This window comes from Sphingobium sp. TomTYG75, assembly GCF_054771635.1.
In genome coordinates, this window is record NZ_BSRE01000002.1 from 271,084 (window position 1) to 295,826 (window position 24,743).

A 24,743-nucleotide genomic window follows, 5' to 3' on the forward strand; every position below is an offset into this window, starting at 1 on the left:
CTTGGCCCGCGCCATCCTCGCCCTCACATTGAGCCTTCTCGCCGCTACCCCAGCTGGAGCCAAAACCATGCCCGATCCCGTCAAGATGGAAGCCGCCGTCCACGCCTATGTCGCCGCGTTCGAAGCGGGCAGCGCCGACCAGGTCGCTGCGCTGTATGCGCAGGATGCAACCGTTGAAGACCCGATCGGCTCGCCCATCCACAAGGGCCGCGAGGCGATTCGCGCCTTTTACGCTGAATCGATGAAGACCGGCGCGAAATTGAAGCTCGAAGGCCCGGTGCGCGTGGCAGGCGATTATGCCGTCTTCCCCTTCTCGGTGAACCTCAACTATGATGGCGGCCACAAGCGCATCGACGTCATCGACACCTTCCGCTTCAACGACGCCAATGAAGTGATTGAAATGCGCGCCTTCTGGGGCCCCACCAACATGCACGGCTTCTAAGCCGCCCACCTTCTCCCGGCGGGCGCGAAACATAGAAATAGACAAGGACATTTACCCATGCGTGAAGCAGCCATCATCTCGACCGCCCGCACTGGCGTTGGCAAAGCCTATCGCGGCGCGTTCAACGACACCGAAGCGCCGTTCATGTCCTCCCATGTGGTCGACGCCGCCATCGCCCGCGCTGGCATCGATCCCGCCCGCGTCGATGACGTGTATCTGGGCGTCGCCAACCAGTGGAACACGCAAAGCTACAATGTCGGGCGTCTGACCGTCCATGGCTCGGTCCTCCCCGACACGACGGCGGGCTTCTCGATGGACCGCAAATGCTCGTCCGGCCTCAACGCCCTGGCGTTCGCCGCGCGCGGCATCATCGCCAACGAGATTGACTGCGCCGTCTCGGGCGGCGTGGAAAATGTCTCGCTCACCATCGACAAGCATTATCCCGCCTTCCGCAACCGCTCCGAGTTCATCAAGGCGCGCGATCCCAACGCCTATATGGTGATGATCGAGACCGCCGAGATCGTCGCCGAGCGTTACGGCATCTCCCGCGAGGATCAGGACCGCTTTGCCGCCCAGTCGCAGCAGCGCGCCGCCGCCGCCCAGGCAGCGGGCAAGTTCGATGACGAGATCGTGCCGATCACGGTCACCAAGGCCCTGTTCGACAAGGAAGGCAATGAGACCGGCAAGGAAGAGCTGACCCTGACCAAGGACGAGGGCATCCGCGCGGGCACCACCTACGAAAAGCTTTCTGAATTGAAGCCCGTGTTCAAGAACGGCTCGGTCATCAAGGAAGGCAAGCATGTGACCGCGGGCAATGCCAGCCAGCTGTCCGACGGCGCCTCGGCCCAGGTCGTCATGGACCTGGCCACCGCGCAGAAGGAGGGCCTGCCCATCCTCGGCATCTATCGGGGTTTTCAGGTCGCAGGCTGCGGCGCGGATGAAATGGGCATTGGTCCTGTGTTCGCCATCCCCAAGCTGCTCCAGCGCGCCGGTCTCACGATCGACGACATTGGCCTGTGGGAACTCAACGAAGCGTTCGCCAACCAGGCGATCTACTGCCAGCGCACCTTGGGCATCGATCCGGACAAGCTCAACGTCAATGGCGGCGGCATCGCCATCGGCCACCCCTTCGCCATGACCGGATCGCGCCTCGCGGGCCATGCCCTCATCGAAGGCAAGCGCCGCGGCGTCAAATATGTGGTCGTCTCCATGTGCGTCGCGGGCGGCATGGGCGCGGCCGGTCTGTTCGAGGTCGCCTGATCCATGCAGCTCGCCTTCGCCCCTGAACTCAAGGCCTTCCGCGAGGAGGCCGCGAGCTGGCTCAATGAACAGCTCGCCGGTCCCTTCAAGGCCATTTGTGGCCAGACCAACCAGGTCGACAATGTCGAGGAACGCCGCGCCTGGGAAGCCGCCCTGGGCGAAGCGCGCTGGAGCGTCATTGGCTGGCCTGAGCAATGGGGCGGGCGGGGTGCCTCGATCGCCCAGCAGATCATCTTCGCCGAGGAATATGCCCGCGCAAAAGGTCCGCCGCGCGCCGGGCACCTCGGGGTCGAGCTGCTCGGGCCAACGCTGATCGCGATGGGCACTGAGGAGCAAAAGGCCCGGTTCCTCCCCGATATCGCATCGGGCAAGGCGATCTGGTGCCAGGGCTATTCTGAACCCGGCGCGGGATCGGACCTTGCCAACGTCAAGACCAAAGCCCGCCTCGAAGGTGACAAGTACATCATCGACGGGCAGAAGATCTGGACCTCGATGGGCACCATCGCCGACTGGTGCTTCGTGGTCGCGCGTACGGAGCCCGGGAGCGTGGGCAACAAGGGCCTCTCGTTCCTCATGGTCCCGATGGACCAGCCTGGGGTCGATACCCGCCCGATCCGCCAGATGACCGGCGAGGCCGAGTTTGCAGAAGTGTTCTTCGATGGCGCGGAAGCCCTCGCGATCGACCGCATTGGCGAAGAAGGCGAAGGCTGGAAGGTCGCCATGGCGCTCCTTGGCTTTGAACGCGGCGTATCCACCCTCGCCCAGCAGATGCAGTTCAAAAACGAACTCGACGACATCATCGCCATCGCCAAGGCCAACGGCAAGGCAACCGACCCCCTCACCCGCCAGAAGATCGCCACCGCCCATGCCGGGCTCAAGATCATGCGCTACAACGCCCTGCGCATGCTATCGGGCGGCGAAGCCAATCCCGAACTCACAGGCGCCGCCTATACCTACAAGCTCTACTGGTCCCGCTGGCACGTCGCCCTGGGCGACCTCGCCATGGCGGTCATGGGACAAGAGGGCGAAATAGGCATCAACGACGAACGCATGGGCTCGCTCACAACCATGCACCTCATGTCTCGGTCCGATACCATCTACGCCGGAACAGACCAGATACAACGCAACATCATCGCCGAACGCGGATTAGCTATGCCAAGAGAACCTAGAGGATGAGGAATATCCGGCGGCCCCATAGGAGCCGCCGGAGCCACCCGATCAGATGATCTTCGATTCTTGCAGTTCGGCGATGCGCGCTTCGTCATAGCCTAGTTCGCCCAACACCTCGGCACTATGTTCACCAAGAAGCGGCGGCGCCCGGCGGATCGTCGCTGGCGTTTCGGACATATTGGCCAGCGGACTGGCGATCAGGTCGACCGTACCGGCCTCCGCCCAGGGATGCGGCGTCGTCACCCGAAGGCCGCGATGCTGGACCTGCGGATCTTCCCAAACCTCGGGCAGCTCATTGTAGCGCGCGGCGGGGATGCTCACCTCATCAAACTTCGCCTGAAGCTCTTCAGAGGTGAAGCCACGGCTCCATTCATTGATGATGTCCATCAACTCCAGACGGTTCAACTTGCCGCGCTTGAAATTCTCATCGAAGCGGGGGTCCTGATATAGTTCAGGCTGTCCCATCAGCACCGTCAAACGCCGCCAATGCTCGTCACCGCCAGCGGTGAGATACAGCATGCCATCCTTGGTATGGATGAGATCAGCGGGGCCGCCGCCATTGCCGCCATTGCCAAGGCGCGGCGGGACCACGCCACTCAGCAGATAATCCTGCATGATATGGCTGACCATCGCGACCGAACTATCCAGAAGGGCGATATCGACATGCTGACCCTCACCAGTCTGGTTACGATGCTGGAGTGCCGCCAGTATGGAAATGGCGACATTATGGCCGGTGATGAAATCAACGAGGCTCGGTCCCGCCTTGAGCGGCCCGGCTCCCGGCTGCCCCTCCGGAATGCCGGTGACGGCCATCATCCCGCCCGTCGCCTGGAACAAACCATCATAGCCCGGCCGCGCAGCCATCGGTCCCGTTTGGCCAAAGCCCGTGACCGAACAATAGATAAGGCGCGGATTGATCGCCTTCAGGCTCTCATAATCCAGCCCGAACCGCTTCAGATCGCCCACCTTGTAATTTTCGATCAGGACGTCCGCAGTCTCTACCAGCTTGCGCAGGATTTCCTGCCCCTCAGGCTTGCTATGGTTCAGCGTGATCGATCGTTTATTGCGGTTAGCCGCCGTGAAAAAGCCCGCTTGGCGGACATTCATTCCATCTTTGCCCTTCACCTCGGCAAGACCATATACCCGGCCATCATCTCCAACGCCCGGACGTTCCACCTTGATCACGTCGGCGCCCAGGTCGCCCAATATCTGCGCGCCCACGGGGCCTGCGAGCACGCGAGTCATGTCAATGACGCGGATGCCTTCGAGGGCTGCCTTCTTATCGCTCATAGTCGCCTGCCCCTCCAAATTGATATGCGTAGCGTTGGGCGGCCCTTTATCCACTTTTCCGTCAAAGCGCCAGACGACAGGCCGCGAAACTTGCAGCCGAACGATGAAAAATCTGCAGTTTCAAAACAGCGGACATGGCCAGATCGCACGCCATCATGCAAAGGGCGCCAGCCCCGTGAGGATCAGCCGCACCAGATCCGCTTGCCCCTTCGCCCCCGTCTTTTCATATATCCGCTTCGAATAATTACGCGCCGTCTCCGTGGTCAGATTAAGCTGCTCACCCGCTCCAACGATGCTCTCGCCCAAACTCAGCGCGTGAGCGAGTGCCGCCTCGCTGCCCGACAAGCCGTGCAGCGCCGCCAAAGTCCCCGCCGCCGCCTGCGCAGGCTCGCGACGGGCGGTACGCACTATGCCGATCACAGCGGGCAAGGCGCACGGTTCGCTCAGCGCCAGGTCCGACTTGCGCAGCAGCAGATCGATATCCCTGCTATCGTCGATCCGTATCACCCGCGTCGCGCCCGGCGGTGCTGACGCCATTTCCGCGCACGCCCGGTTGAGCGCATGGGTAGCGTCGGGCAGCAACTGCAATCGCCGCTCCGGGCTTGGCCCCGGCTTCATCGTAAAGGCCAACAGCGCCTCGGCCGCAGGATCAGCAGCCATCACCCGACCGCCCCAATCGAACGCCAGTTGCGCGACGCCCAACCGGGAAAGCGCGCCCTGCGCCATGGCAACCTGCAATCGCGCCTCGATCAACGCCACCAGCGTCCGCAGCGCAGCGGCGAAATGCGGCACGATGCTCGACAGCACGGCAACGGCAGAGGCGGAAAAATCCTCCCGCTCTCTCACCAGCAGGAAATGTGCATCAGCTACCCCGCCCGCCGCCACACGCATCCATCGGCCATAGCGGATGTTCATTTCGTTCAACGCCTCGCGCTGCCGCACCAATTCATCCGCGTCATCGTAATTCAGCATCTCGTCCAGCGCATAGACGCGCCCCGGACGCAGCGATCCATAAGGATGCAGGCGCAACGCATCCAGCCGCCGGAAGTCCAAAGGCGGCTCCTGCGATGCGCGCGGCGCGGCGATGTGGATGACAGTCGGCTCCTGCTCAGGCATGGCATTGGCCAGCGAGATGATCAGGAAAGCCCGCCGCGCATAAGTGCGCCCCACCAGATTTCGGATGAAGGCGCCAAACGGCGGGCTTTCATGAATCCCGTCCACCAGAGGCAGGAACAGCTCATTCTGATCGGCCCAGAGAGAACCCATTCCCACCCTCTCCCATATGGGAGAGGGACCGTCAAGCGGGGCAGATCAGGGTCAACAGCGTGCCAGCAGCGCCTGCGCTTTCTTAAGGTGAGGGCGGTCGATCATCTTACCATCCAGCGTCAGGACCCCCGCGCCGGGATTGGCCGCAAAGGCATCAACTACCGCCTGCGCCCGCGCAATCTCCTCTTCCGACGGCGTAAAGGCGGCATTGATCACGGACACCTGGTCAGGGTGCACGGCCATCATGCCCAGAAAACCGTCGCGCGCGCCGCGCTGCGCATAGGCCGCGAGACCATCCAGATCCCGAATCGCCGGATATACCGTCTCGATCGGCGGCACATCGGCGGCGCAGGCTGCAAATAGCGTGAGCGCACGCGCTATCTCATAGGGTGACGTATAGCTGCCATCGGCATGCCGTGCCGAAAGGGCGCCGATCGCGGCGGGCAAATCCTCCGCCCCCCATGTCAGGCCCGCCAACCGCTCCGACACATCACCATATTCACCCAACCGAAAGATCGCCTTGGGGGTTTCCGTGGCGATAGGCAGGATCAGCGCCCGATCATCGCCTCGTTGGCGCAATCGCTGGTCCAAATCCCTGATCGACACCGCGCCCTCCGCCTTGGGCAACATGATCCCGGCCGGGCGGCCCTCAATCACCGCGTCGAGGTCCGCATCGGTCAGTCCGCCATCGAGCGGATTCACCCGGACGAAAAGCATGACTTCGCTGTCCGCAGCCTCCTTCAGGAACGCCGCCACCTCTTCCCGCGCCCCCGCCTTAGCACCAATGGCAACGGAATCTTCAAGATCGAGGATCAGCGCGTCCGCGCCGCTTGCCAACGCCTTGCGCATCCGCTCGGGCCGATCGCCAGGTACGAACAGCAATGATCGCAAACGCCGCGACCGGCGGGTTCCAGTTTCATCCATCAGGCGGCCACCTCTTGCTTGACCATGCCATAGAGCGTCGTGCGCTGCCGGGCGAAACGGCCCGCCGCCTCGGCCGTGCGGTGCATACGCTCCACATCGAAAAATTGGCCGTGCGCGCCACCTGCCGCGCGCGTGATCGACTCGTCCATCAACACGCCCCCTAGATCATTGACCCCCGCGCCGAGTGCAGCAATCACGCCCTCCTCGCCCAGCTTCACCCAACTCGCCTGAATGTTCGGGATGGCGCCATGCAACGCGATCCGCGCCACCGCCTGCATCAGCATCGCTTCACGGAAGCTCGGGCCGGATCGCGCCTTGCCCTTTCGCCACATCGGCGCTTCCATATGGACGAAGGGCAGCGGCACCAACTCGGTAAAGCCGCCCGTCTCCGCCTGAAGATCGCGCACCACCCGCAAATGCCGCGCCCAGTGGCGATAATCGTCGACATGGCCAAACATGATGGTCGCGGTGCTTTTCAGGCCGACCCGATGCGCGGCGCGCATGACGGCGACCCACTCATCCGCCGACAGCTTGTCGGGACAGATGATCGCCCGCACTTCCTCATGCAGTATTTCGGCGGCCGTGCCGGGCAGGGTCGACAGCCCCGCCTCCTTCAACATCGACAGATAGGGTTCCAGCCCCATGCCCAGCGTCGATGCGCCATGCGTAATCTCCAGCGGGGAAAAGGCATGGACATGGATGCCCGGCGCCGCATCCCGCACCGCCTTCGCAATCGACAGATAGGTGTGGCCGTCATAATCCGGATGGATGCCGCCCTGCAGGCACACTTCGGTCGCGCCCCGCGCCTGCGCCTCGGCCGCGCGACGCCCCACTTCGTCCAGATCGAGCCGGTAGGCAGGCCCCCGCAGCGCCTTCGCCGTCCCCTTGGAAAAGGCGCAGAAGCCGCATTTATAGGTGCAAATATTCGTATAATTGATGTTGCGGTTGATGACATAAGTGACCGCATCACCCACCGCCTCGCGCCGCAATGCATCGGCGGCATCCATCACTCGCCGCACATCCGGGCCGGTAGCCTTGAACAGCGCGACGATCTCGCTCTCGTCCAGCCCCTGCCCCGCCGTCGCCTTGTCCAATATCGCATCGATCCGCTTGGCCGACAGCGTCTCCCCTGCGAGTGGCAGCAGCGGCGGCGCCTCACCCGCTCCCGCGCGCCACCGCTCGACGATAGGCAGGCCCCGCGCATCCACCGCCCGACGGACCTTCAGCGCGATGTCCGGCTCCAGCCAGCGCTCCGGCTCCTTGGCATAGACCGGCCCCACCGCCAGCCTTTCGGTCAGCACACGCCCCGCCGCCGTCGTCGCCGCGCTCAGCGCCATCAGATGCGGCCAGGGCGCTTCCGGGTTCACATGGTCGGGCGTTACCGGCGACACCCCGCCCCAGTCATTGACCCCCGCGCGCATCAACGCCGCAAGGCCATCGGGCTGGAGATTGGGCGGCGCCTGGATGGTCATATCCGGCCCCAAAATCAACCGCGCGGCGGCGACCGTCCACAGATGTTCTTCCAACGGCGGTTCGGCATGATCGGCCATCCGCGTATCCGGCTTAGCCCGGAAGTTCTGGATGATAACTTCCTGAATATGCCCGTGCCGCGCATGAGCGTCGCGGATCGCCAGCAACGCCTCGATCCGCTCCATCCGCGTCTCGCCGATGCCGATCAGCAGCCCGGTGGTAAAGGGCACCCGCGCGCGTCCCGCCGCCTCGATCGCCTCCAGCCGCACCGCCGGAACCTTATCGGGCGAACCATGATGTGGCCCGCCCTTTTCGCACAGCCGCGCCGCCGTGCTTTCCAGCATCAGCCCCATCGATGCCGCGACCGGCCGCAGCATCGCCAGATCAGCGTCACTCATGATGCCGGGGTTCAGATGCGGCAACAGGCTGGTCTCCGCCAGCACCGCAGCAGCAGCCTCACGCAGATAGCTCAGCGTCGTGTCATGACCCAGCGCCGCCAGCCCATTCCGCGCCACCGTATAGCGATCCTCCGGCCGGTCCCCCAGCGTGAACAGCGCCTCCCGGCATCCCGCCGCCTCGCCCGCGCGCGCAATCTCCAGCACCTGTTCGATCGACAGATAGGGCGCCCCCGCATGGCGCGGCGCCTTGGCAAAGGTGCAATAATGGCAGACATCGCGGCACAGGTGAGTCAGCGGGATGAAAACCTTGCGCGAATAGGTGACGGTCGCCCCGAATGCGGCCAAGGTCATTGCCTCAGCCTGTTCGATCAACGACTCCACCGGCTGCCGGATCAGCGCATGCGCCCATCCCTCGGCCGCTCCGGCCTCTTCTATCCTCATTCCTCGCCTCTTATTATCCGCGTCGATTGCACAGCAGCGTTTAGCTTGACCCTGCAACCGGGTGGCACAGCTTTTACCGCCCTGACCCTTGCGGCCCACCAAATCAAGCTTTCGACGCCCTGGATGCCGAAATCACCGATTTTCCCCTTGCCCCGAGCGCCATCCCATGCACAAAGCTTGCCAATTGCCTCGGCCGCGCGAGTATTTTACTTGACGCTAACCATGTCGCAGCAAGGGTGAGTAATGGACGACGTCGTGATTCAGGATAGACAAAGCGCCAGCAGGCGCATGTCCGCGCAGGAAGTGAGCGACGGACTGTCCGTCGTCTCCATCGCCAAAAGCTATGACAAGCGCGCCGTCCTGACCGATGTTTCGCTGACGGTCGGGAAGGGTGAGGTTGTCGGCCTGCTCGGCCCCAATGGCGCGGGCAAAACGACCTGCTTCTATTCCGTCATGGGTCTTGTGCGCCCCGATCATGGCCGCATCATCCTTGACGGTGAGGACATTACCGGCCTGCCCATGTACCGCCGCGCGATCCTGGGCCTTGGCTATCTGCCGCAGGAAACATCCATCTTCCGTGGCCTCACCGTCGCCCAGAATATCAGCGCCGTGCTGGAACTGGCGGAGCCCGACAAGTCCGCCCGCGACGCCCGCCTTGCGCAATTGCTCGACGAATTCGGTCTCACCCGGCTCGCCAACTCGTCCGCCATGGCGCTGTCCGGCGGTGAACGCCGCCGCTGCGAAATCGCGCGCGCCCTCGCTGCCAACCCGTCCATCGTCCTGCTCGACGAGCCTTTCGCGGGCATCGACCCCCTGTCCATCGCCGACATTCGCGACCTAGTAAAGCAGCTCAAGACGCGGGGAATCGGCGTCCTCATCACCGACCATAATGTGCGCGAGACGCTGGAAATCGTCGATCGCGCCTGCATCATCTATGGCGGGCAAGTGCTCTTCACAGGCAGCCCGACTGAACTCGTCGCCAATGCCGAAGTCCGCCGCCTCTATCTGGGCGAGAATTTTTCGCTCTGAGATGACTGGCCCCCGCCCTTCCCTTCAGCATGACGGCAAGGGCTCCGGCTGATGGCGCTCGGGCCTCGTCTCGACCTGCGGCAAAGCCAGTCACTGGTAATGACGCCGCAGCTTCAGCAGGCGATCAAACTGCTGGCCCTCTCCAATCTCGAAATCGACGCCTTCGTCGCCGCCGAGCTGGAAAAGAATCCGTTGCTGGAGACGGGCGGCCCCATCGACAACACTCCCGCCGCCGATGGCATAGACGCGCAGATCGACCTCCCGTCGCTCGCTCCCGAAACCGGGGGGATCGACTCTCTGATCGGCCAGGGCCGCGCCGAATCCGACGCACCGCTCGACGTCGATTATGGCGCGGAAACCTTCATCGACGATGGCCCTTCCGACCGCACCGTCAGCGCCGTGGGATCAGGCGGCCACGACATGCTTCAGGGCGGCGGCGAAGCGATCGACTTCGACAGCTTCGCCAATCCGGAAATCGGCCTTCAGGAACATCTGATGGACCAGGCGCGCAGCGCGCTGGGCGGCATGGATCTGCTCATCGCCACCCAATTGATCGGCCAGATTGACGAAGCGGGCTATCTGGAAGCCAACCTCCTCGAAATCGCCCACGCGTTGGGCGTCCCGCTCGCGCAGGCCGAACAGGTCCTCGGCGTCATCCACAGCTTCGATCCCACGGGCGTCGGCGCCCGCTCGCTCTCCGAATGCCTGACACTTCAGGCGAAGGAAGCGGATCGATACGACCCCTGCATGGCGAAACTGCTCGCCAATCTCGACCTGCTCGCCCGTGGCGCCATCCCCCAACTGCGCCGCATTTGCGCCGTGGATGAGGAGGATATGGCCGACATGATCCGCGAATTGCGCGGCTATGATCCAAAGCCCGGCCTGCGCTATTCCACCGATCGCGCCGCGCCGGTAACTCCGGACATCTTCGTCAATCCGGCGCGCGATGGCTGGTCGATCGAAATCAACAGCGCAACCCTCCCCCGCCTGCTCATCAACCGCAGCTATTATGTCGAACTCGCGTCCGGCCCGCAAAACCGCGCCTCAAAGGCGTGGCTCGCCGACTGCCTCGCCAGCGCGAACTGGCTGGTAAAGGCGCTCGACCAGCGGCAAAAGACGATCATCAAGGTCGCGACCGAAATCGTCCGCTGCCAGGAGGACTTCTTCCGCAAGGGCGTCGCGCACCTAAAGCCCCTGACGCTCAAGATGGTGGCCGAAGCAATCGGCATGCACGAATCCACCGTCAGCCGCGTGACATCGAACAAATATCTATCCTGCCCGCGCGGCGTCTATGAACTCAAATATTTCTTCACCAGCGGCGTCGCGGCGGCCGGTGGCGACGGCGCGGTGTCGGCCGAAGCGGTAAAGAGCCACATCAAGGCGCTGATCGCTGCCGAAGCGCCCGACGCGATCCTGTCAGACGACACGCTGGTCGACCTGCTCCGCGCCAAAGGCATGGACCTCGCCCGCCGCACGGTCGCGAAATATCGGGAAGCGTTGGGGATTGGGTCTTCGGTGCAGAGACGCCGCCATAAGGCGCTTCAAGGCAAAGCGGCCTAATAGCCCCTTTCGCCCTCAAACCCGTCGAACAACCTGAGTGCCCAACGGCACCACCCCTCCGCCGTTCGCCCTGAGCCTGTCGAAGGGCTCTACTTCTTCATAGCCCTGAAAGAAGAAGAAAACGGCTTCGACATTTGAAAGAGGCAAGCGCTCTTTCAAACAGCCCGAACCGGAGGGGGAGGAATCTCTGGCAGTCTGAACGGAAACGAAGGTTGCTAACCAAAACCCCCTCAAACCAACCCCAACCGCGCCAACTCCCCCAGCATCGCGGGCGGCATAGCGTCCAGATCATCTACCTCGCCCGACCCCAGATCAGGCGGCGCATCCTTCCCCTCCAGATAGCGCCACCCCTGATGCGCCCGCTTCGGCGCACCCCGCACCGCGATCAACCGGGGTTCCAGCCTGATCCAGAACCGCCCCTGCCCCGTTTCCTGAAATCCAATCAGCGGACTGCGCCCCACCAGCCTGTGCTGATGTATCCAGTAAAGCGACCCGCCCTCCATCTCCGCCACCCGCTTAGGCAAATAGCGCGTCGTCAGCCGCGCCTCTTCGCCATGACTTTCCAGCCAGGCACGCAGCGTCGCAGGGCTTTCGCTGCCAAAGGCGATCTTGGTGAGATGAAGCGGCATCAGTAGAAGATGGGCGCTGAACGCGAACGGTCAACCCCCGTCACAAACCCCAGATCGTCGCCAGCCCAAGGAAGGAAAAGAAGCCCATCACATCGGTCATCGTCGTCACGAACACCGCCGAAGACACCGCTGGATCGATATCGAACCGATCGAGCGTCACGGGCACCAATATGCCCGCCAACCCCGCGACCAGATTATTGATCAGCATCGCCATTGCAATGACAAGGCCAAGGTCATGATTGCCGTAGATCAGCCCCACCGCGACGCCGATCAATATCCCCAGCGCCGTGCCATTGGCGCTCGCAATGCGGAATTCGCGCGCGATCTGCCGTATCGTATTCGAACTGGTCAGCTGGTTTGTCGCCAACGCGCGCACGGCCACCGCCATGGTCTGCGTCCCCGCATTGCCGCCCATGCCGGACACGATCGGCATCAGCACCGCCAGCACCACATATTTCGAGATGGTGGCCTGAAACAGCCCAACCACCGAAGCCGCCAGCACCGCCGTGCCCAAATTCACCACCAGCCAGGAAAGTCGCGTCCGCACCGTTTCCAGGATCGGCTGGTTGATGTCGCCCTCGCCCGCACCCGACAGGCGCAGGATATCCTCGCCCGCTTCCTCGGAAATAATGTGGACGATGTCATCGACCGTGATCATGCCGACCAGTCGCCCGCTCGCATCCACAACAGCGGCGGAAATCAGCGCATATTTCTGGAAGCGCAGCGCCACTTCTTCCTGATCCATATCGACCGGGATCAGCGTCTGCTCACGCTTCATAACGTCCGCCATCGCGATGGAACGCGGGCAGGTGAGTATCCAGCTCAGCTGGCAGGTGCCGATCGGCTTATGCGCCTCGTCCACCACAAAGATTTCCCAGAAATCGGTGGTGAGGTCGCGATTGTCGCGCAGATAGTCGATCACCTGCCCGACCGTCATATGCTCGGGCACCGCGACCAAGTCGCGCTGCATCAGGCGGCCGGCGGATTCTTCCGGATAGGACAGCGCGTTTTCGATCGCGGCGCGATCTTCGGGCTCCATCGCATCGAGGACAGCCTGCTGATCGGCCTCCTCCATGTCCTCGATGATCGCGACCGCGTCGTCGGTGTCCAGTTCGGCGGCGAATTCAGCCACCTGCTTGGGCTCCAGCGCATCGAGCAGGTCGTCGCGGACATAGTCGTTAAGCTCGGACAGCACCTCCGCGCCGACCAGATCGCCCAGCGCCGCAGCTACTTCCCCGCGCCGGTCGGACGGGGTAAGTTCCAGAAGGTCGGCAATGTCGGCGGGGTGCAGCGGCGACACCAGTTCGCGCGCGCGATCGCGGTCCTCATCCTCCACCGCGTCCAGCACGGCGGAAACAAAAGCGGGCTTTAGCCGATCATCCTCGTCATGACGGGATTCGGGCTGTTCAACGATCTTGTCGTCAACAGGCAGTTCGTCCGGCCGGGGTTCGGCCATATCGGCTCGCTCGCTCATCGCGTCCCCTACTGTCCGGTTCCTGTAACATTCGGCTGCTTTTGCTCATGAATGAATTAAAAGCAATGCCCCAAAGATTGATTGAGGCGCTTCCATCCCCGCCCCAACGCTCTATATGGACCAACATTTCCCCACTCCCCCTCAAGAGGAGATTTCCATGGCCGACGAAACGCTCACCCTTACCCTCGACAGCGGCGGCGACGTCGTGATCAAGCTGCGTCCCGATCTGGCGCCCGGTCACGTCGAACGCATCTCTCAGCTCGCGAAGGAAGGCTTTTACGACGGCGTCGTCTTCCACCGCGTCATCCCCGGCTTCATGGCGCAGGGCGGCGATCCGACCGGCACCGGCATGGGCGGATCGAAGCTCCCGGACATCAAGGCTGAATTCAGCCGCGAACCGCATGTCCGTGGCGTCTGCTCCATGGCCCGTTCGTCGAACCCGAACAGCGCGAACAGCCAGTTCTTCATCTGCTTCGACGACGCGACTTTCCTCGACGGCCAGTACACCGTTTGGGGCGAAGTCACCTCCGGCATGGAACATGTCGACGCCCTGCCCAAGGGCGAACCGCCCCGCACGCCGGGCAAGATCCTGAAAGCTGCCGTTTCCTGATATAAGGCGCAAGGGCGAGCGGAGCTATCTCCGCTCGCCCCGATATCATCGCGCCGCTGAAGCGTTGTTCCCGACCTCAGCCTCACCCTCAACCGGCGCAACATAAGCCCCGATCGTCTCGATATGCCACCGCCGGTCAGACTCGCTCGACCCCGGCACGTCATTGACGCGGCGCAGCGTCACCTGACGCAGCATGTACCAGGGCTTCCCATTGGCCGCGAGTCGCCCGTAAACCTGCACCGGCACCGTCACATAAAGCGACCCCGCCGCGCCCTCCATATCGCTGGGCGCGCCGACATGCGCATGGATTTCGCTGAAATTACGGAATCGCCGGGCAAAGGCATCGTCATCCTCCGCACCAACCGCGCCCTTCTGGTTCCAAAGGTCCTGCCCGTCGTCGAAGCGACGTTCCTCCAGCAAGCCATAATAGCCCTGCACCACCTGCGCAGCGCCCTGCGGCCCCTTGGGATCGATCGACCCTTCCTCGATTGGCGCGGCGTCCGGCGGCAATCCACCCGGCGTGCCCGGTTCAGGCGGCCTTAGCGGTTCCAGCGCCGCCTGCGCCTCGGCGCGGAAGCTGTTTTCCACCTGCGTCGCATTGGCGCCATTGGCGAGATTGTCGATCGCGCTTTCCTCCCGCCCGTCACAGGCGGCGAGCGAGAGGCATGCGATAAGCGTTACAGCGCCCCACCCAGCCCGCATCAGCGACGCAACGTCCCGCGCCAGTGATTCCCATCGGAACTGCCATTGCCGGAGTTGGAACCCGAACCTGAGCCTGTTCCTGACCCGGATCGGCCGCCGCCCCAGCTCCCGCGCGGACTACCCGCGCGCGGCTGGCTCTGAACTGGCGGAGGAGCAGCCGTGGCATCATTCCGGTCCCGCCCGCGCCAGCGCCCATCTCTCGCGGGGCGTCCATCGCGATAGAGTCGGCCATCTTCCGGCCGCGCCAAACTGCCGCGCCAATGATCGCCTTGCTGCCCGCGTCGGCCTTCCCAATAACGGCGCTGATCATCATTCCAGCGATGGCGGCGTCCGCCCCGGTCAAACACATAATAGCCGCTGCCGGGATAATAATAATCCCCGTACCAGCCATAGCCGGGACCGTAATAGCCCGAACCATAATAGCCGGGGCCATAATAATCGTCGTAATAGCCACCGCCGTAATAGCCTGATCCCACGCTCACGCCGCCATAATAGCCGTCATCATAGGCGCAGCCGCCCAGTGCCACCGCACCGGCAAGGCTAATCGCAGCCAGAAACTTCTGTCCGGACCACGTCATTGCCTTTCTCCTTTTCTCCAATACAGACAGGATAACGTCCGCAGGTTGAATTGGTTGTGAATGAAAGCCAGACTCTGCTCGTCGCGTGTCGGCATTCATGTTCATCCGACCTTCATCTCATTGGATAGATTAGCATTTCGGACATCGGGCACGTATCGACGCGCCCTTCATTATCGGCTCGCGCCTCCCTTCAGGGGGAGGTCAGGGGTTCGGGGCGGCATGGACTGCAGCCGCCCCGAATTCCCCCGATCACCCACTGTTGCGCAGCGCCGTGGCGATCGCGTTGATCGACAGCTCGATCCCTTCCTTAATGCGCGGATCATCCTCCCCGCTGCGATGGCGCTTCATCAACTCCACCTGCAACAGGTTCAGCGGCTCGATATAGGGCAGCCGCAACCGGATCGATTCATCAAGCTTCGGATTCTTTTCCAGCAACCGCGATTGCCCGCTCGCCGCCAGCAGGCCGTCATGCGTCAGCTGCCATCCCTCGCGAATTCGCTCGAATATCGCGCCGCCCGCCGCCTGATCCTCGACGAGCGGCAGATAATGAGCCGCAATCCCCAAATCCGACTTCGCCAGCACCATCTCCAGATTGGCGAGCGCCGATTGCAGGAAGGACCAGCTCTGCGCCATGTCCGCCAACAGCGCCTGGTCCTTGAACGCCGCAAACGCCTGCCCCATCCCATACCAGCCCGGCAGCATCACCCGCGCCTGTGCCCAGCTGAACACCCAGGGTATCGCGCGCAAATCCTCGATCCGCGTGCTCTTCGTCCGGCTGGCGGGCCGCGAGCCGATCTTCAGGCCCGAAATCTCCTGGATCGGCGTCAGCTGGCGGAAGAATTCCTTGAACCCCTCCGTCCCGTAAACAAGGTCGCGATAAGCAGCAAAGGCCGTCTTCGACAGCTCATCCATAGCCCCCGCAAATCGCGCCGCATCCCGATCGGAAATTCCCTCCGGCTCCAGACTGGCGAGCAAAGTCGCGCTCGTCATCGCCTCCAAATTGGTCATCGCCACATCGCGCGTGCCGAACTTCGCCGCGATCACCTCGCCCTGTTCAGTGATCCGGATGCGCCCCTGCACCGTGCCGCGCGGCTGCGCCTGTATCGCCGCGAAGGATGATCCGCCGCCACGCCCCACCGCGCCACCCCGACCGTGGAACAGCTGCATCCCCGTCCAGCCATCCTCGAACACCGGGGCCAGCGCCTTGCTCGCCTGATAAAGCGACCAGGTGGAGGTGATATAGCCGCCATCCTTGTTGCTGTCGGAATAGCCGATCATCACTTCCTGATGACCCCGCTCGCGCACGACGCCCGCAATCTCGGGCAGCCCAAAATAGGCCGCCATGATATCCGGAGCCGCCTCAAGGTCGGCAATCGTCTCGAACAACGGCACCGCCATGATCGCCGCCATTGCCGGGCCGCCGTCCTTCCCCGCGCGCCACAACCCCGCTTCCTTCAGCAGCAGGTTCACTTCCAAAAGGTCCGAAACGCTCTCCGCCTTGGAAATGATGTAGTGGCTGATGCAGGCAGGCCCGTAAGTCCTGTGCGCATCCGCCGCCGCCTGCACGATCGCCAGTTCGGACGCCGTCTCTTCGGAATATTCCGAAAAGCGCGACCCCAGCGGCCGGTTGCTGGCCAACTCCTCGCGCAGCAAGGCAACCCGAGCATCCTCGTCCAACGCGGCATAATCTTCCGCCACGCCCCCAACCTTCAGCAACTCGGCAACGACGCGTTGATGCACATCGCTATTCTGCCGCATGTCGAGCGTCGCGAGGTGAAAACCAAACGTTTCCACCGCCCGGATCAACCGCCCCAGCGCCCCGCCGGTCGCCAAAGCGCCGTCGCCCTCACTCGCCAGCCCCTGCGCCACGGTCACCAGATCGCGCCGCAAATCGCCCGGCAGCGCATAGGCCTCGCCCGTCAGCCGCGAAGGACGCGGCGGCTCCTTCCCCACCAATGCCCGATAGGTCGCCGCCAGCCGCGCATAAATACCCGACAGCGCCCGGCGATAAGGCTCATCCCCCCGGCTCGGCGAGCTGTCCCCGCTCGCTTCCGCCAGATCCAGCACCGCCTGCGGCACCTGCGCGAGTTCCGTCGATAACGACAACTCCGCCCCCAGCGCATGCACCGCGTCCAGATAATAGGCCAGCGCCGCCTCACACCCGCGCCCCAATGCCGACCGCAACTGCGGCGCCTGCACGAACGGATTGCCGTCCCGGTCCCCGCCAATCCAGTTCCCCACCCGCAGGAAGCTGGGCGGTCGGCCTCCCAGCACCCGCTCCCACCGCGCATACAACGCAGGCAGCACCGGCAGGAAAACGTCGCGGAAATAGGTCAGGACATTGTCGATCTCATCCTGCACGAACAGCTTCTGCCGCCGCAAAGGGCGCGTCTGCCACAGCAGAGCGATTTGCCGCGCGATCGCCTCGTCCAGATTTTCGCCATCCTCCGTCTCGCCATGCCCCGCATCCTTCAGCAGCATCAGGTCGGCGATACGGTTCTTATGATCAATCATGCTCTTGCGCCGCACCTCGGTCGGGTGAGCGGTGAGCACCGGCACGATCAGCGCATGGTCGAGCAGCGCCATCACGGCATCCCGCCCAATCCCATGCGATTCCAGCCGCTCGATGGCCGATTTCACATCAGCATCCGGATCAGCCGCCACCCCCTGCCGGTCCTCGGCCAGATTGGCGAGCATCGAAAACAACATGAACCCGCGCACGAACGACAACGTGTCGTCCAGGCTCAGCGCCTCCAGCCCGGTATCCACCACATCGGCGCCATGAATGCCCCGCGCCCGGTCCACAGAGGCAGAGCGAATATATTCCGTCTGCCGATAAAGCCGCTCACCGCCATAAGCCCGGATCACATCGCCGAGCAAACGGCCAAGATAACGAATGTCCGGATTTTGCGTGACCGGAGGAACGGGGGATGAAAGAGTCGCCATGATATCGATGCTGCGCCGCAACAACCTATGGGTCAAGGGAATCTGCGCTGTCGGGCCTCCTCCCCTCCTCCCGCGCACTTACCTCTCACCCGTTCGGGCTGAGCTTGTCGAAGCCCTACACTTCTCAAGAAGTAAAGCCCTTCGACAAGCTCAGGGCGAACGGAGGAGTGAGACATGCCCACACCACCCTTGCGCGAATCCCACCGCATGGGCCAAAGGACAGATGTGACCGCCACCATCAGCATAGGAACCGACGGCAACGGCAACCCCGTTCCGATCGACGTAGAGGAATTGCTCGCCACCCGCCTGCTCGTCCAGGGCAATTCGGGTTCCGGCAAGTCGCACCTCCTCCGCCGCCTGCTCGAAGAAAGCGCCTCCCTCGTCCAGCAGGTCGTCATCGACCCCGAAGGCGACTTCGTCACGCTCGCCGATGAATATGGCCACGTCGTCATCGACGCTGGCGATTATAACGAACGCGAGATCGTCAAGATGGCCGCGCGCATCCGCGAACATCGCGCCTCGGTCATCCTCAGCCTCGAAAGCCTGGAACTGGAAGCGCAGATGAAATGCGCCGCGACCTTCCTCTCCACCCTGTTCGACGCCCCCCGCGACCATTGGTATCCCGCCCTCGTGGTGGTGGACGAAGCGCAGATGTTCGCCCCCGTCGCCGCCGGTGACGTCTCCGACGAAGCCCGCCGCCTTTCGCTTGCCGCCATGACTAACCTCATGTGCCGTGGCCGAAAGCGCGGCCTCGCTGGCGTCATCGCCACCCAGCGCCTTGCCAAGCTCGCCAAGAATGTCGCGGCCGAAGCGTCCAACTTCCTCATGGGCCGCACGTTCCTCGACATCGACATGGCCCGCGCCGCCGACCTGCTTGGCATGGAGCGCCGCCAGGCCGAACAGATACGCGACCTCGAACGCGGCCGCTTCCTCGCGCTCGGCCCCGCCATCTGCCGCCGCCCCGTTGCGGTGAAAATCGGGACGGTCAAAACGAGCACCCGCGGCGGCACCCACAAGCTGATGCCGCCCCCCACCGCCGCGACCGAAAATATGCAGGAACTGCTCTTCGCCAGCGCGGGCGAGGACGACGCGCTTCCCCCTCCTCCGCCCCGCGCCGAACCGCCGCCGCTCCCCGCCGAAGAATTGATGCGCGCCCTCGCCGCCGCGCCCCTCGCCAAGCCCGCCGCGCCCGAGCTCGACTTCGGCCAGAACGAACCCGTCGTCATCGCCGTCCTCGAAGAAATCGTCGCAGACCTTGGCGACGCGCAGCCAAGCGTCGCCAGCCTCTATCAGGATTTCGGCGTCCGCTGCCGGATGAAGGGCCTGCGCGCACCCCCGCTTGATCTTGCCGCCTTCCGCAAACGTTTCGCCATGGCGCAGGCAGGCATGTTCGACGCCGCCGACCCGCGCTGGGACGACGCGATGAAGGCCGCCCAGCCGCTGCCCGAAGACATGCTCGCCCCCTTCCTCCTCATCGCCCGCGCCGCGATGCAGGGCCTGCCTTGCCCGGACGACACAGCCCTCGCCCGCGCCTATGGCACCAGTTCGCCGGGCCGCGTCCGCCGCCTCATCGACTATATGGAAAAGATCGGCGTCATCGTCGCCCGCACCGACTTTGGCGGTCGCCGCTCGATCGGCGTGCCCCAGCTCGGCCTCTCAACAGCAGCGGCCGAAGGATGAGCGTCTCCGTCCTCTTCGTCTGCCTCGGCAATATCTGCCGCTCACCGCTGGCCGAAGCCGCCCTACGCGCCGAAGCCGAAAAGGCTGGCCTACCCATCAAGGTCGATTCAGCAGGAACCGGCGACTGGCACGTAGACTGTCCGCCCGACAGCCGCGCCCAGGCGGTAGCCCTACGCAACGGCATCGACATATCCACCTATCGCGGCCGTCAGGTCTCGGTCCAAGACTTCCACAGCTTCGACCACATCTTCGCCCTCGACGCGGAAAACCTCAAAAACCTCCGCCGCATCCGCCCGTCAAATGGCACCGCCGACCTCCGCCTCCTCATGGACCTGATCCCCGGCCGCGAAGGCAGCAGCGTCACCGACCCCTATTTCGGCGAGGACGAAGGCTTCGATGAGACATGGGAGGATGTCACAAGGGCAGCCCGCGCCCTGATCAAACACCTCCAAGGCTAATTTTTCACGCGGAGACGCGGAGGCAAACCGGCCCGCGCGGCGCATCCGTCAAAAACGTCGCATCCAACGCGAAGCCAGTAAGACGCACCTGCTCCCGTCACACGCACCCTCTCCGCGTCTCCGCGTGAAATAATCTTCGCGCAGAGGCGCAGAGCAACACCCTCTGCGCCTCCGAAAACCAAAACCCGAACGGCCGTTCAAGCAGGCATCTTCACCCGCGCCCGATAGGCATGCAACAACGGCTCGGTATAACCGTTAGGCTGCACCACGCCCTCGAACACCAGCGCCCGCGCCGCCTGAAACGCCAGACTGCTTTCCTCCCGCCCGCTCATCGGTTGGTACAGCGGATCGCCCGCATTCTGCGCATCGACCTTCGCCGCCATCCGCCGCAGCGCCGCGTCAACCTCGTCAGCCGAACACACCCCATGCAACAGCCAGTTCGCGATATGCTGCGAAGAAATCCGCAACGTCGCCCGGTCCTCCATCAGCCCAACATCATGAATGTCCGGCACCTTCGAACAGCCAACGCCCTGGTCCACCCAGCGCACGACATAGCCCAATATCCCCTGCGCATTATTGTCCAGCTCATCGCGAACATCCTGCGCCGACCAGTTCACCCCCGCCGCCAGTGGCAACGTCAGCAACGCGTCCAGCCCGGCAACCACTTCAGCCTTCCGCTCCTCCTGCCGCGCAAAAACATCGACCGCATGATAATGCGTCGCGTGCAAAGTCGCGGCAGTCGGCGAAGGCACCCAGGCCGTATTCGCCCCCGTCATCGGGTGCCCGACCTTCTGCTCGAGCATGTCCGCCATCCGATCGGGAGCCGCCCACATGCCCTTGCCGATCTGCGCCCTGCCCGACAGCCCGCAGGCAAGCCCGATCTGCACATTGCGATCTTCATAAGCCTTGATCCACGCCGCGCTCTTCATCTCGCCCTTGCGGATCATCGGCCCCGCGCGCATCGACGTATGGATTTCGTCCCCCGTGCGATCCAGAAAGCCGGTATTGATGAACACGATCCGGTCCCGCACCGCATGGATACAGGCGGCAAGGTTGGCGGAAGTCCGCCGCTCCTCATCCATCACGCCAACCTTCAGCTGATGCCGCTCCAGCCCCAACAAATCTTCGATCGCGTCAAACAGCTCATTGGTGAAGGCAACCTCTTCCGGCCCGTGCATCTTGGGCTTCACGATATAGATGCTACCCGACCGGCTGTTGACGAAACGCCCGTTCCGCCGAATGTCGTGCAGGGCGATCAGGCTGGTGACGATCCCATCCAATATCCCTTCCGGCGCCTCGTTCCCATTGGACAGCCGCACCGCAGGCGTCGTCATCAAATGCCCGACATTGCGCACGAACAGCAAAGACCGTCCCGGCAGCGTGAACGCACTTCCATCAGGCGCGACATAGGAACGGTCCCCATTCAACCGCCGCGTCATCATCGCGCCATTCTTCTCGAAGCTGTCCTCCAGATCGCCCTTCATCAGGCCGAGCCAGTTGGCATAGGCCGCGACCTTGTCCGCAGCATCCACCGCCGCAACGGAATCCTCCAGATCGCAAATGGTCGACAGCGCCGATTCCAGCACAACGTCCGCCAGATGCGCCGGGTCATCCCGCCCGATCGGATGGCTTGCGTCGATCACCAGCTCAATATGCAGCCCATTGTTGCGAAGCAGGATGTTATTCCCTGCCCGCCCGGCAAGTTGCGCGGTGTCGCGCAAGACCGGCGTGCCACCCGCCCAATCCGCCCAGCTTCCCTCCGCCAGAGGAACCGCCCGATCCAGGAACGCCTTGGCCCACGCAATCACCTGTGCGCCGCGCGCCGGATCATAGCCCTTGCCCGCCGCCGCGCCGGGGATCGCATCGGTCCCGTACAGCGCATCATAAAGGCTGCCCCAACGTGCATTGGCCGCGTTCAGCAGGAACCGCGCATTGAGTATAGGCACCACCAACTGCGGCCCCGCCAAGGTCGCCAGCTCTGCATCCACCCGATCCGACCCGATGGAAAAAGGCGCGGGCTCCGGCACCAGATAGCCGATCTCGGTCAGGAAAGCCCGATAAGCGTCCCCGTCGACCGCCCGCGCCTCATGCCACGCATCGATCTGCGCCTGAATCGCGTCGCGCTTGTCCAGCAGAGCCGCGTTACGCGGCGCGAACCGATCGAAAATCGCAGCCACGCCCTGCCAAAATGCCTTCGCCGCGATCCCCGTCCCGGGCAGGACTTCTCCATCGATAAAGCGCGCCAGCTCGGCGGCAACCATCAGGCCCGATTTCTCGATCATGCCGTCCATGGGCAACTCTCCATCCAAAACTGTGACGAAAGCCTATAGACCCCTCTCCATCCTCGCACTAGACAACAAGAACTCAAAGCATCTGTTCCTCACAGGAAAAGATCATCGATGGATCCCGATTATCTTCTCTTCGCCCGCGCGGTGGATGCAGGCAGCCTTTCGGCGGCGGGCCGCATATTGAACATCTCGCCTGCCATGATGTCCAAACGCCTCTCCCGGCTGGAGGCGCGCCTCGGCGTCCGCCTCATCCACCGCACCACCCGCCGCCTTGCCCTCACGGAGGAAGGCGCCAGCCTGCACCGCGACCTTGTCGCCATTCTCGACGCCATCCAACAGGCGGAGCAACGCGTCACCAGTCGGCACCGGAGCGCGTCCGGGCCGCTGCGCATTTCGGCGCCCACCTCCTTCGGCCGCCTGCATGTGGCGCCCCATGTCGGCCGCTTTCTGGATCTGCATCCGCGCGTTGATCTCGAACTCAACCTGTCCGACGCCTATGAAGACCTGCTTGCCGAGCGCATCGACGTGGCAATCCGCATCACCAGCGACATTCCTCCCCATCTGGAGGGACATCATCTCGCCACCAACCGCCGCATCCTCTGCGCCAGCCCCGCCTATCTCGCCGTGCATGGCATTCCGGACAAGATCGCCGACCTCCCCCGCCACCGCCTGCTCGCGGCCGATGGACAATTGCCATGGCGGCTGGTGAATGGCCGTGCGCGCAAGCTGATCGATGGCCAAAGCCATGTCCGCACCAACAGCAGCGAAATCGTGCGCGAACTCGCCCTCACCGGCGTCGGGATTGCCTTGCGCTCGCTCTGGGACGTGGGCGACCTGATCGCGGAAGGCAGCCTCCTCCGCGTCCTCGATAGCTGGGAAGGCCCCGCTGACCTTGCCGTTCACGCCGTCCACCCCCGCGCCGCAGGCCGTCCCGCCGCCGTAGACGCCTTCATTGGCTTCCTGCGCGACATCTTCCGCGATGCATCGTGGAACCGGGGCGGTTGATAGCATGAAGCCCCTTAGCGCCATCCGCTCAACTGCTTGAGAAGCGCAGAAATCCCCTCCTGAAATCATTTGCAAGCCGACTGTCAAAAAACAGAAGCTTTCCGGCGTTAACCTGCGTAATGGCAGCGGGAAACAGGCCGATGTTATCGTTCGAGCCATAAGAAATTGAGAGAGGATAAGGGCCATGCGCCCCAATGACGCATCACATTTTTCCGCCTGCGCCGCCCAGGAAGCGCGGCAAGCCAGGGAAGCCCGCCTTCGCGGCGCAGACCAGGCCACCATCGCCCTCCACAATGAACGCGCCGTCCGCTACCAAGCCATGGCCCTACGCCTCCAGCGCGAGCGCGGCGCGACGCTGAACTGATCCATCAACGCCAAGCGGCTACGCCAGCGTCCCACCACGTACCGTCATGCCAGCGAAAGCTGGCATCTCAGGCGACCACGCGCCTCCTAGCAAGGGGATCCCAGCTTCCGCTGGGATGACAAACGGAAAAATGAGGGACACGCCCATTCCCTCTCCCCTTCAGGGGAGAGGGTGCCGAGCATAGCGAAGGCGGGAGAGGGGAACGCAAAGCACGACCGCCGCTCCCCTCTCCCCAACCCTCTCCCCTGAAGGGGAGAGGGGGTAAGTTACCTCACCCAACCACCCCCCCTTGCCCTACCCCCACAGCTCCGCTATCGCTCCCGTCACCCGGGCAACCCCCGGGCATGATCGCGCCGGTGCCTCGAAAGAGGCTTAAAAGGGAACATGGTAAAGGAGGCACCCGCCTCCCCAAGCCAAGGCTGTCCCTGCAACTGTAAGCGGCGAGCGCGATGCACATCGCCCCACCTCATAGGCGGGATGGGGCAAGTCACTGGGCCGGACGCTAAATCCTGCGAGGCCCGGGAAGGCCGTGCATCAAGCGATGACCCGCGAGCCAGGAGACCTGCCAGCGTCTGGTCGCTCTTGCCTTGGTCCAGGGGATGGCCGCGGCACGGTAGTTTCCGTCTGAGCGACGAACGAGCGGCGAGAGGCCGCTTCGGTGACGCTGGCGGTCGCCTTGGGGGCGTCCGGCCGTCGGCGCGCGCCGGTCGCCGTCTGGCGGCAGGTCTCTCGCCGAGTGTCGCCAGACGCCCGGAGTGC

Annotated in this window: 20 protein-coding genes and 1 riboswitch; of the genes, 10 read left to right on the forward strand and 10 right to left on the reverse strand. The window is 63.7% G+C overall.

Features of this window, described 5'->3' with window-relative positions; translation table 11 throughout:
* The first annotated feature begins 1 nt into the window (after nt 1).
* The 3 genes from ACYU81_RS14975 to ACYU81_RS14985 are packed head-to-tail and all read left to right on the forward strand — an operon-like array spanning nt 2 to nt 2,878.
* The gene (locus tag ACYU81_RS14975) at nt 2-442 is read left to right on the forward strand and encodes a nuclear transport factor 2 family protein (RefSeq protein WP_460988416.1); all 441 of its coding nucleotides are present in this window, start codon (nt 2-4) and stop codon (nt 440-442) included.
* A gap of 57 nt (nt 443-499) precedes the next feature.
* Nucleotides 500-1,702 carry an acetyl-CoA C-acyltransferase gene (locus ACYU81_RS14980; protein ID WP_460988417.1) on the forward strand — a complete coding sequence of 401 codons (1,203 nt, stop codon included), beginning with the start codon at nt 500-502 and terminating at the stop codon, nt 1,700-1,702.
* A gap of 3 nt (nt 1,703-1,705) precedes the next feature.
* Nucleotides 1,706-2,878 carry an acyl-CoA dehydrogenase family protein gene (locus ACYU81_RS14985; RefSeq protein WP_460988418.1) on the forward strand — a complete coding sequence of 391 codons (1,173 nt, stop codon included), beginning with the start codon at nt 1,706-1,708 and terminating at the stop codon, nt 2,876-2,878.
* 42 nt (nt 2,879-2,920) lie between these two features.
* Here the strand turns inward: ACYU81_RS14985 and ACYU81_RS14990 are convergent, their stop codons facing one another.
* From ACYU81_RS14990 to cofH, 4 genes are all read right to left on the reverse strand, one after another.
* On the reverse strand, nt 2,921-4,162 hold the full coding sequence (locus ACYU81_RS14990; RefSeq protein ID WP_460988419.1) for a CaiB/BaiF CoA transferase family protein: 1,242 nt from the start codon (nt 4,160-4,162) through the stop codon (nt 2,921-2,923).
* A 153-nt stretch (nt 4,163-4,315) separates the two neighbouring features.
* Nucleotides 4,316-5,428 carry a helix-turn-helix transcriptional regulator gene (locus ACYU81_RS14995; protein ID WP_460988420.1) on the reverse strand — a complete coding sequence of 371 codons (1,113 nt, stop codon included), beginning with the start codon at nt 5,426-5,428 and terminating at the stop codon, nt 4,316-4,318.
* A 51-nt stretch (nt 5,429-5,479) separates the two neighbouring features.
* Entirely contained in the window at nt 5,480-6,352 is an 873-nt protein-coding gene (locus tag ACYU81_RS15000) for an HpcH/HpaI aldolase/citrate lyase family protein (protein WP_460988421.1), read from the reverse strand.
* Entirely contained in the window at nt 6,352-8,661 is a 2,310-nt protein-coding gene (gene cofH / locus ACYU81_RS15005; RefSeq protein ID WP_460988422.1) for a 5-amino-6-(D-ribitylamino)uracil--L-tyrosine 4-hydroxyphenyl transferase CofH, read from the reverse strand. The genes ACYU81_RS15000 and cofH overlap by 1 nt, the downstream gene beginning before the upstream one ends.
* A gap of 243 nt (nt 8,662-8,904) precedes the next feature.
* On the opposite strand from cofH, the gene lptB reads away from it, so the two are divergent.
* Together lptB and rpoN are read left to right on the forward strand one after the other, a co-directional pair.
* Nucleotides 8,905-9,690, forward strand: coding sequence for an LPS export ABC transporter ATP-binding protein (lptB, locus tag ACYU81_RS15010; protein ID WP_460988423.1), 786 nt, complete (start codon nt 8,905-8,907; stop codon nt 9,688-9,690).
* 51 nt (nt 9,691-9,741) lie between these two features.
* A complete protein-coding gene (gene rpoN, locus ACYU81_RS15015) occupies nt 9,742-11,250 on the forward strand; it encodes an RNA polymerase factor sigma-54 (protein WP_460988424.1) in 1,509 nt (502 codons plus the stop codon).
* 230 nt (nt 11,251-11,480) lie between these two features.
* On the opposite strand, the gene ACYU81_RS15020 is transcribed toward rpoN, so the two are convergent.
* On the reverse strand, nt 11,481-11,879 hold the full coding sequence (locus ACYU81_RS15020) for a DUF1489 family protein (RefSeq protein WP_196227427.1): 399 nt from the start codon (nt 11,877-11,879) through the stop codon (nt 11,481-11,483).
* Nucleotides 11,880-11,919: 40 nt separating this feature from the next.
* On the reverse strand, nt 11,920-13,353 hold the full coding sequence (gene mgtE / locus ACYU81_RS15025; protein WP_449469815.1) for a magnesium transporter: 1,434 nt from the start codon (nt 13,351-13,353) through the stop codon (nt 11,920-11,922).
* A 157-nt stretch (nt 13,354-13,510) separates the two neighbouring features.
* On the opposite strand from mgtE, the gene ACYU81_RS15030 reads away from it, so the two are divergent.
* Entirely contained in the window at nt 13,511-13,963 is a 453-nt protein-coding gene (locus ACYU81_RS15030; protein WP_449469813.1) for a peptidylprolyl isomerase, read from the forward strand.
* Between the two features lie 45 nt (nt 13,964-14,008).
* On the opposite strand, the gene ACYU81_RS15035 is transcribed toward ACYU81_RS15030, so the two are convergent.
* The 3 genes from ACYU81_RS15035 to ppc all read right to left on the reverse strand — a co-directional run bounded on the left by ACYU81_RS15035 (nt 14,009) and on the right by ppc (nt 18,189).
* Nucleotides 14,009-14,665 (reverse strand): hypothetical protein, encoded by a 657-nt coding sequence (locus ACYU81_RS15035; protein WP_460988425.1) that lies wholly within the window; start codon nt 14,663-14,665, stop codon nt 14,009-14,011.
* Entirely contained in the window at nt 14,665-15,243 is a 579-nt protein-coding gene (locus ACYU81_RS15040; protein ID WP_449469811.1) for a hypothetical protein, read from the reverse strand. The genes ACYU81_RS15035 and ACYU81_RS15040 overlap by 1 nt, the downstream gene beginning before the upstream one ends.
* Before the next feature lie 249 nt (nt 15,244-15,492).
* Entirely contained in the window at nt 15,493-18,189 is a 2,697-nt protein-coding gene (ppc, locus tag ACYU81_RS15045; RefSeq protein ID WP_460988426.1) for a phosphoenolpyruvate carboxylase, read from the reverse strand.
* A gap of 225 nt (nt 18,190-18,414) precedes the next feature.
* Here ppc and ACYU81_RS15050 point away from each other — a divergent pair, with 225 nt between their 5' ends.
* Nucleotides 18,415-19,869, forward strand: coding sequence for a helicase HerA domain-containing protein (locus tag ACYU81_RS15050; RefSeq protein ID WP_460989114.1), 1,455 nt, complete (start codon nt 18,415-18,417; stop codon nt 19,867-19,869).
* Nucleotides 19,866-20,327, forward strand: a complete 462-nt coding sequence (locus ACYU81_RS15055; RefSeq protein WP_460988427.1) for a low molecular weight protein-tyrosine-phosphatase — start codon at nt 19,866-19,868, stop codon at nt 20,325-20,327. Before ACYU81_RS15050 ends, ACYU81_RS15055 begins: the two co-directional genes overlap by 4 nt.
* Nucleotides 20,328-20,524: 197 nt before the next feature.
* On the opposite strand, the gene ACYU81_RS15060 is transcribed toward ACYU81_RS15055, so the two are convergent.
* The gene (locus tag ACYU81_RS15060) at nt 20,525-22,618 is read right to left on the reverse strand and encodes a malate synthase G (protein ID WP_460988428.1); all 2,094 of its coding nucleotides are present in this window, start codon (nt 22,616-22,618) and stop codon (nt 20,525-20,527) included.
* Nucleotides 22,619-22,726: 108 nt separating this feature from the next.
* Between ACYU81_RS15060 and ACYU81_RS15065 the strand changes: the two genes are divergently transcribed.
* The gene (locus ACYU81_RS15065; RefSeq protein ID WP_460988429.1) at nt 22,727-23,620 is read left to right on the forward strand and encodes a LysR family transcriptional regulator; all 894 of its coding nucleotides are present in this window, start codon (nt 22,727-22,729) and stop codon (nt 23,618-23,620) included.
* Between the two features lie 184 nt (nt 23,621-23,804).
* Nucleotides 23,805-23,984, forward strand: coding sequence for a hypothetical protein (locus ACYU81_RS15070; protein WP_449469801.1), 180 nt, complete (start codon nt 23,805-23,807; stop codon nt 23,982-23,984).
* Nucleotides 23,985-24,321: 337 nt separating this feature from the next.
* Nucleotides 24,322-24,568, forward strand: a riboswitch (cobalamin riboswitch).
* Nucleotides 24,569-24,743 lie beyond the last annotated feature (175 nt).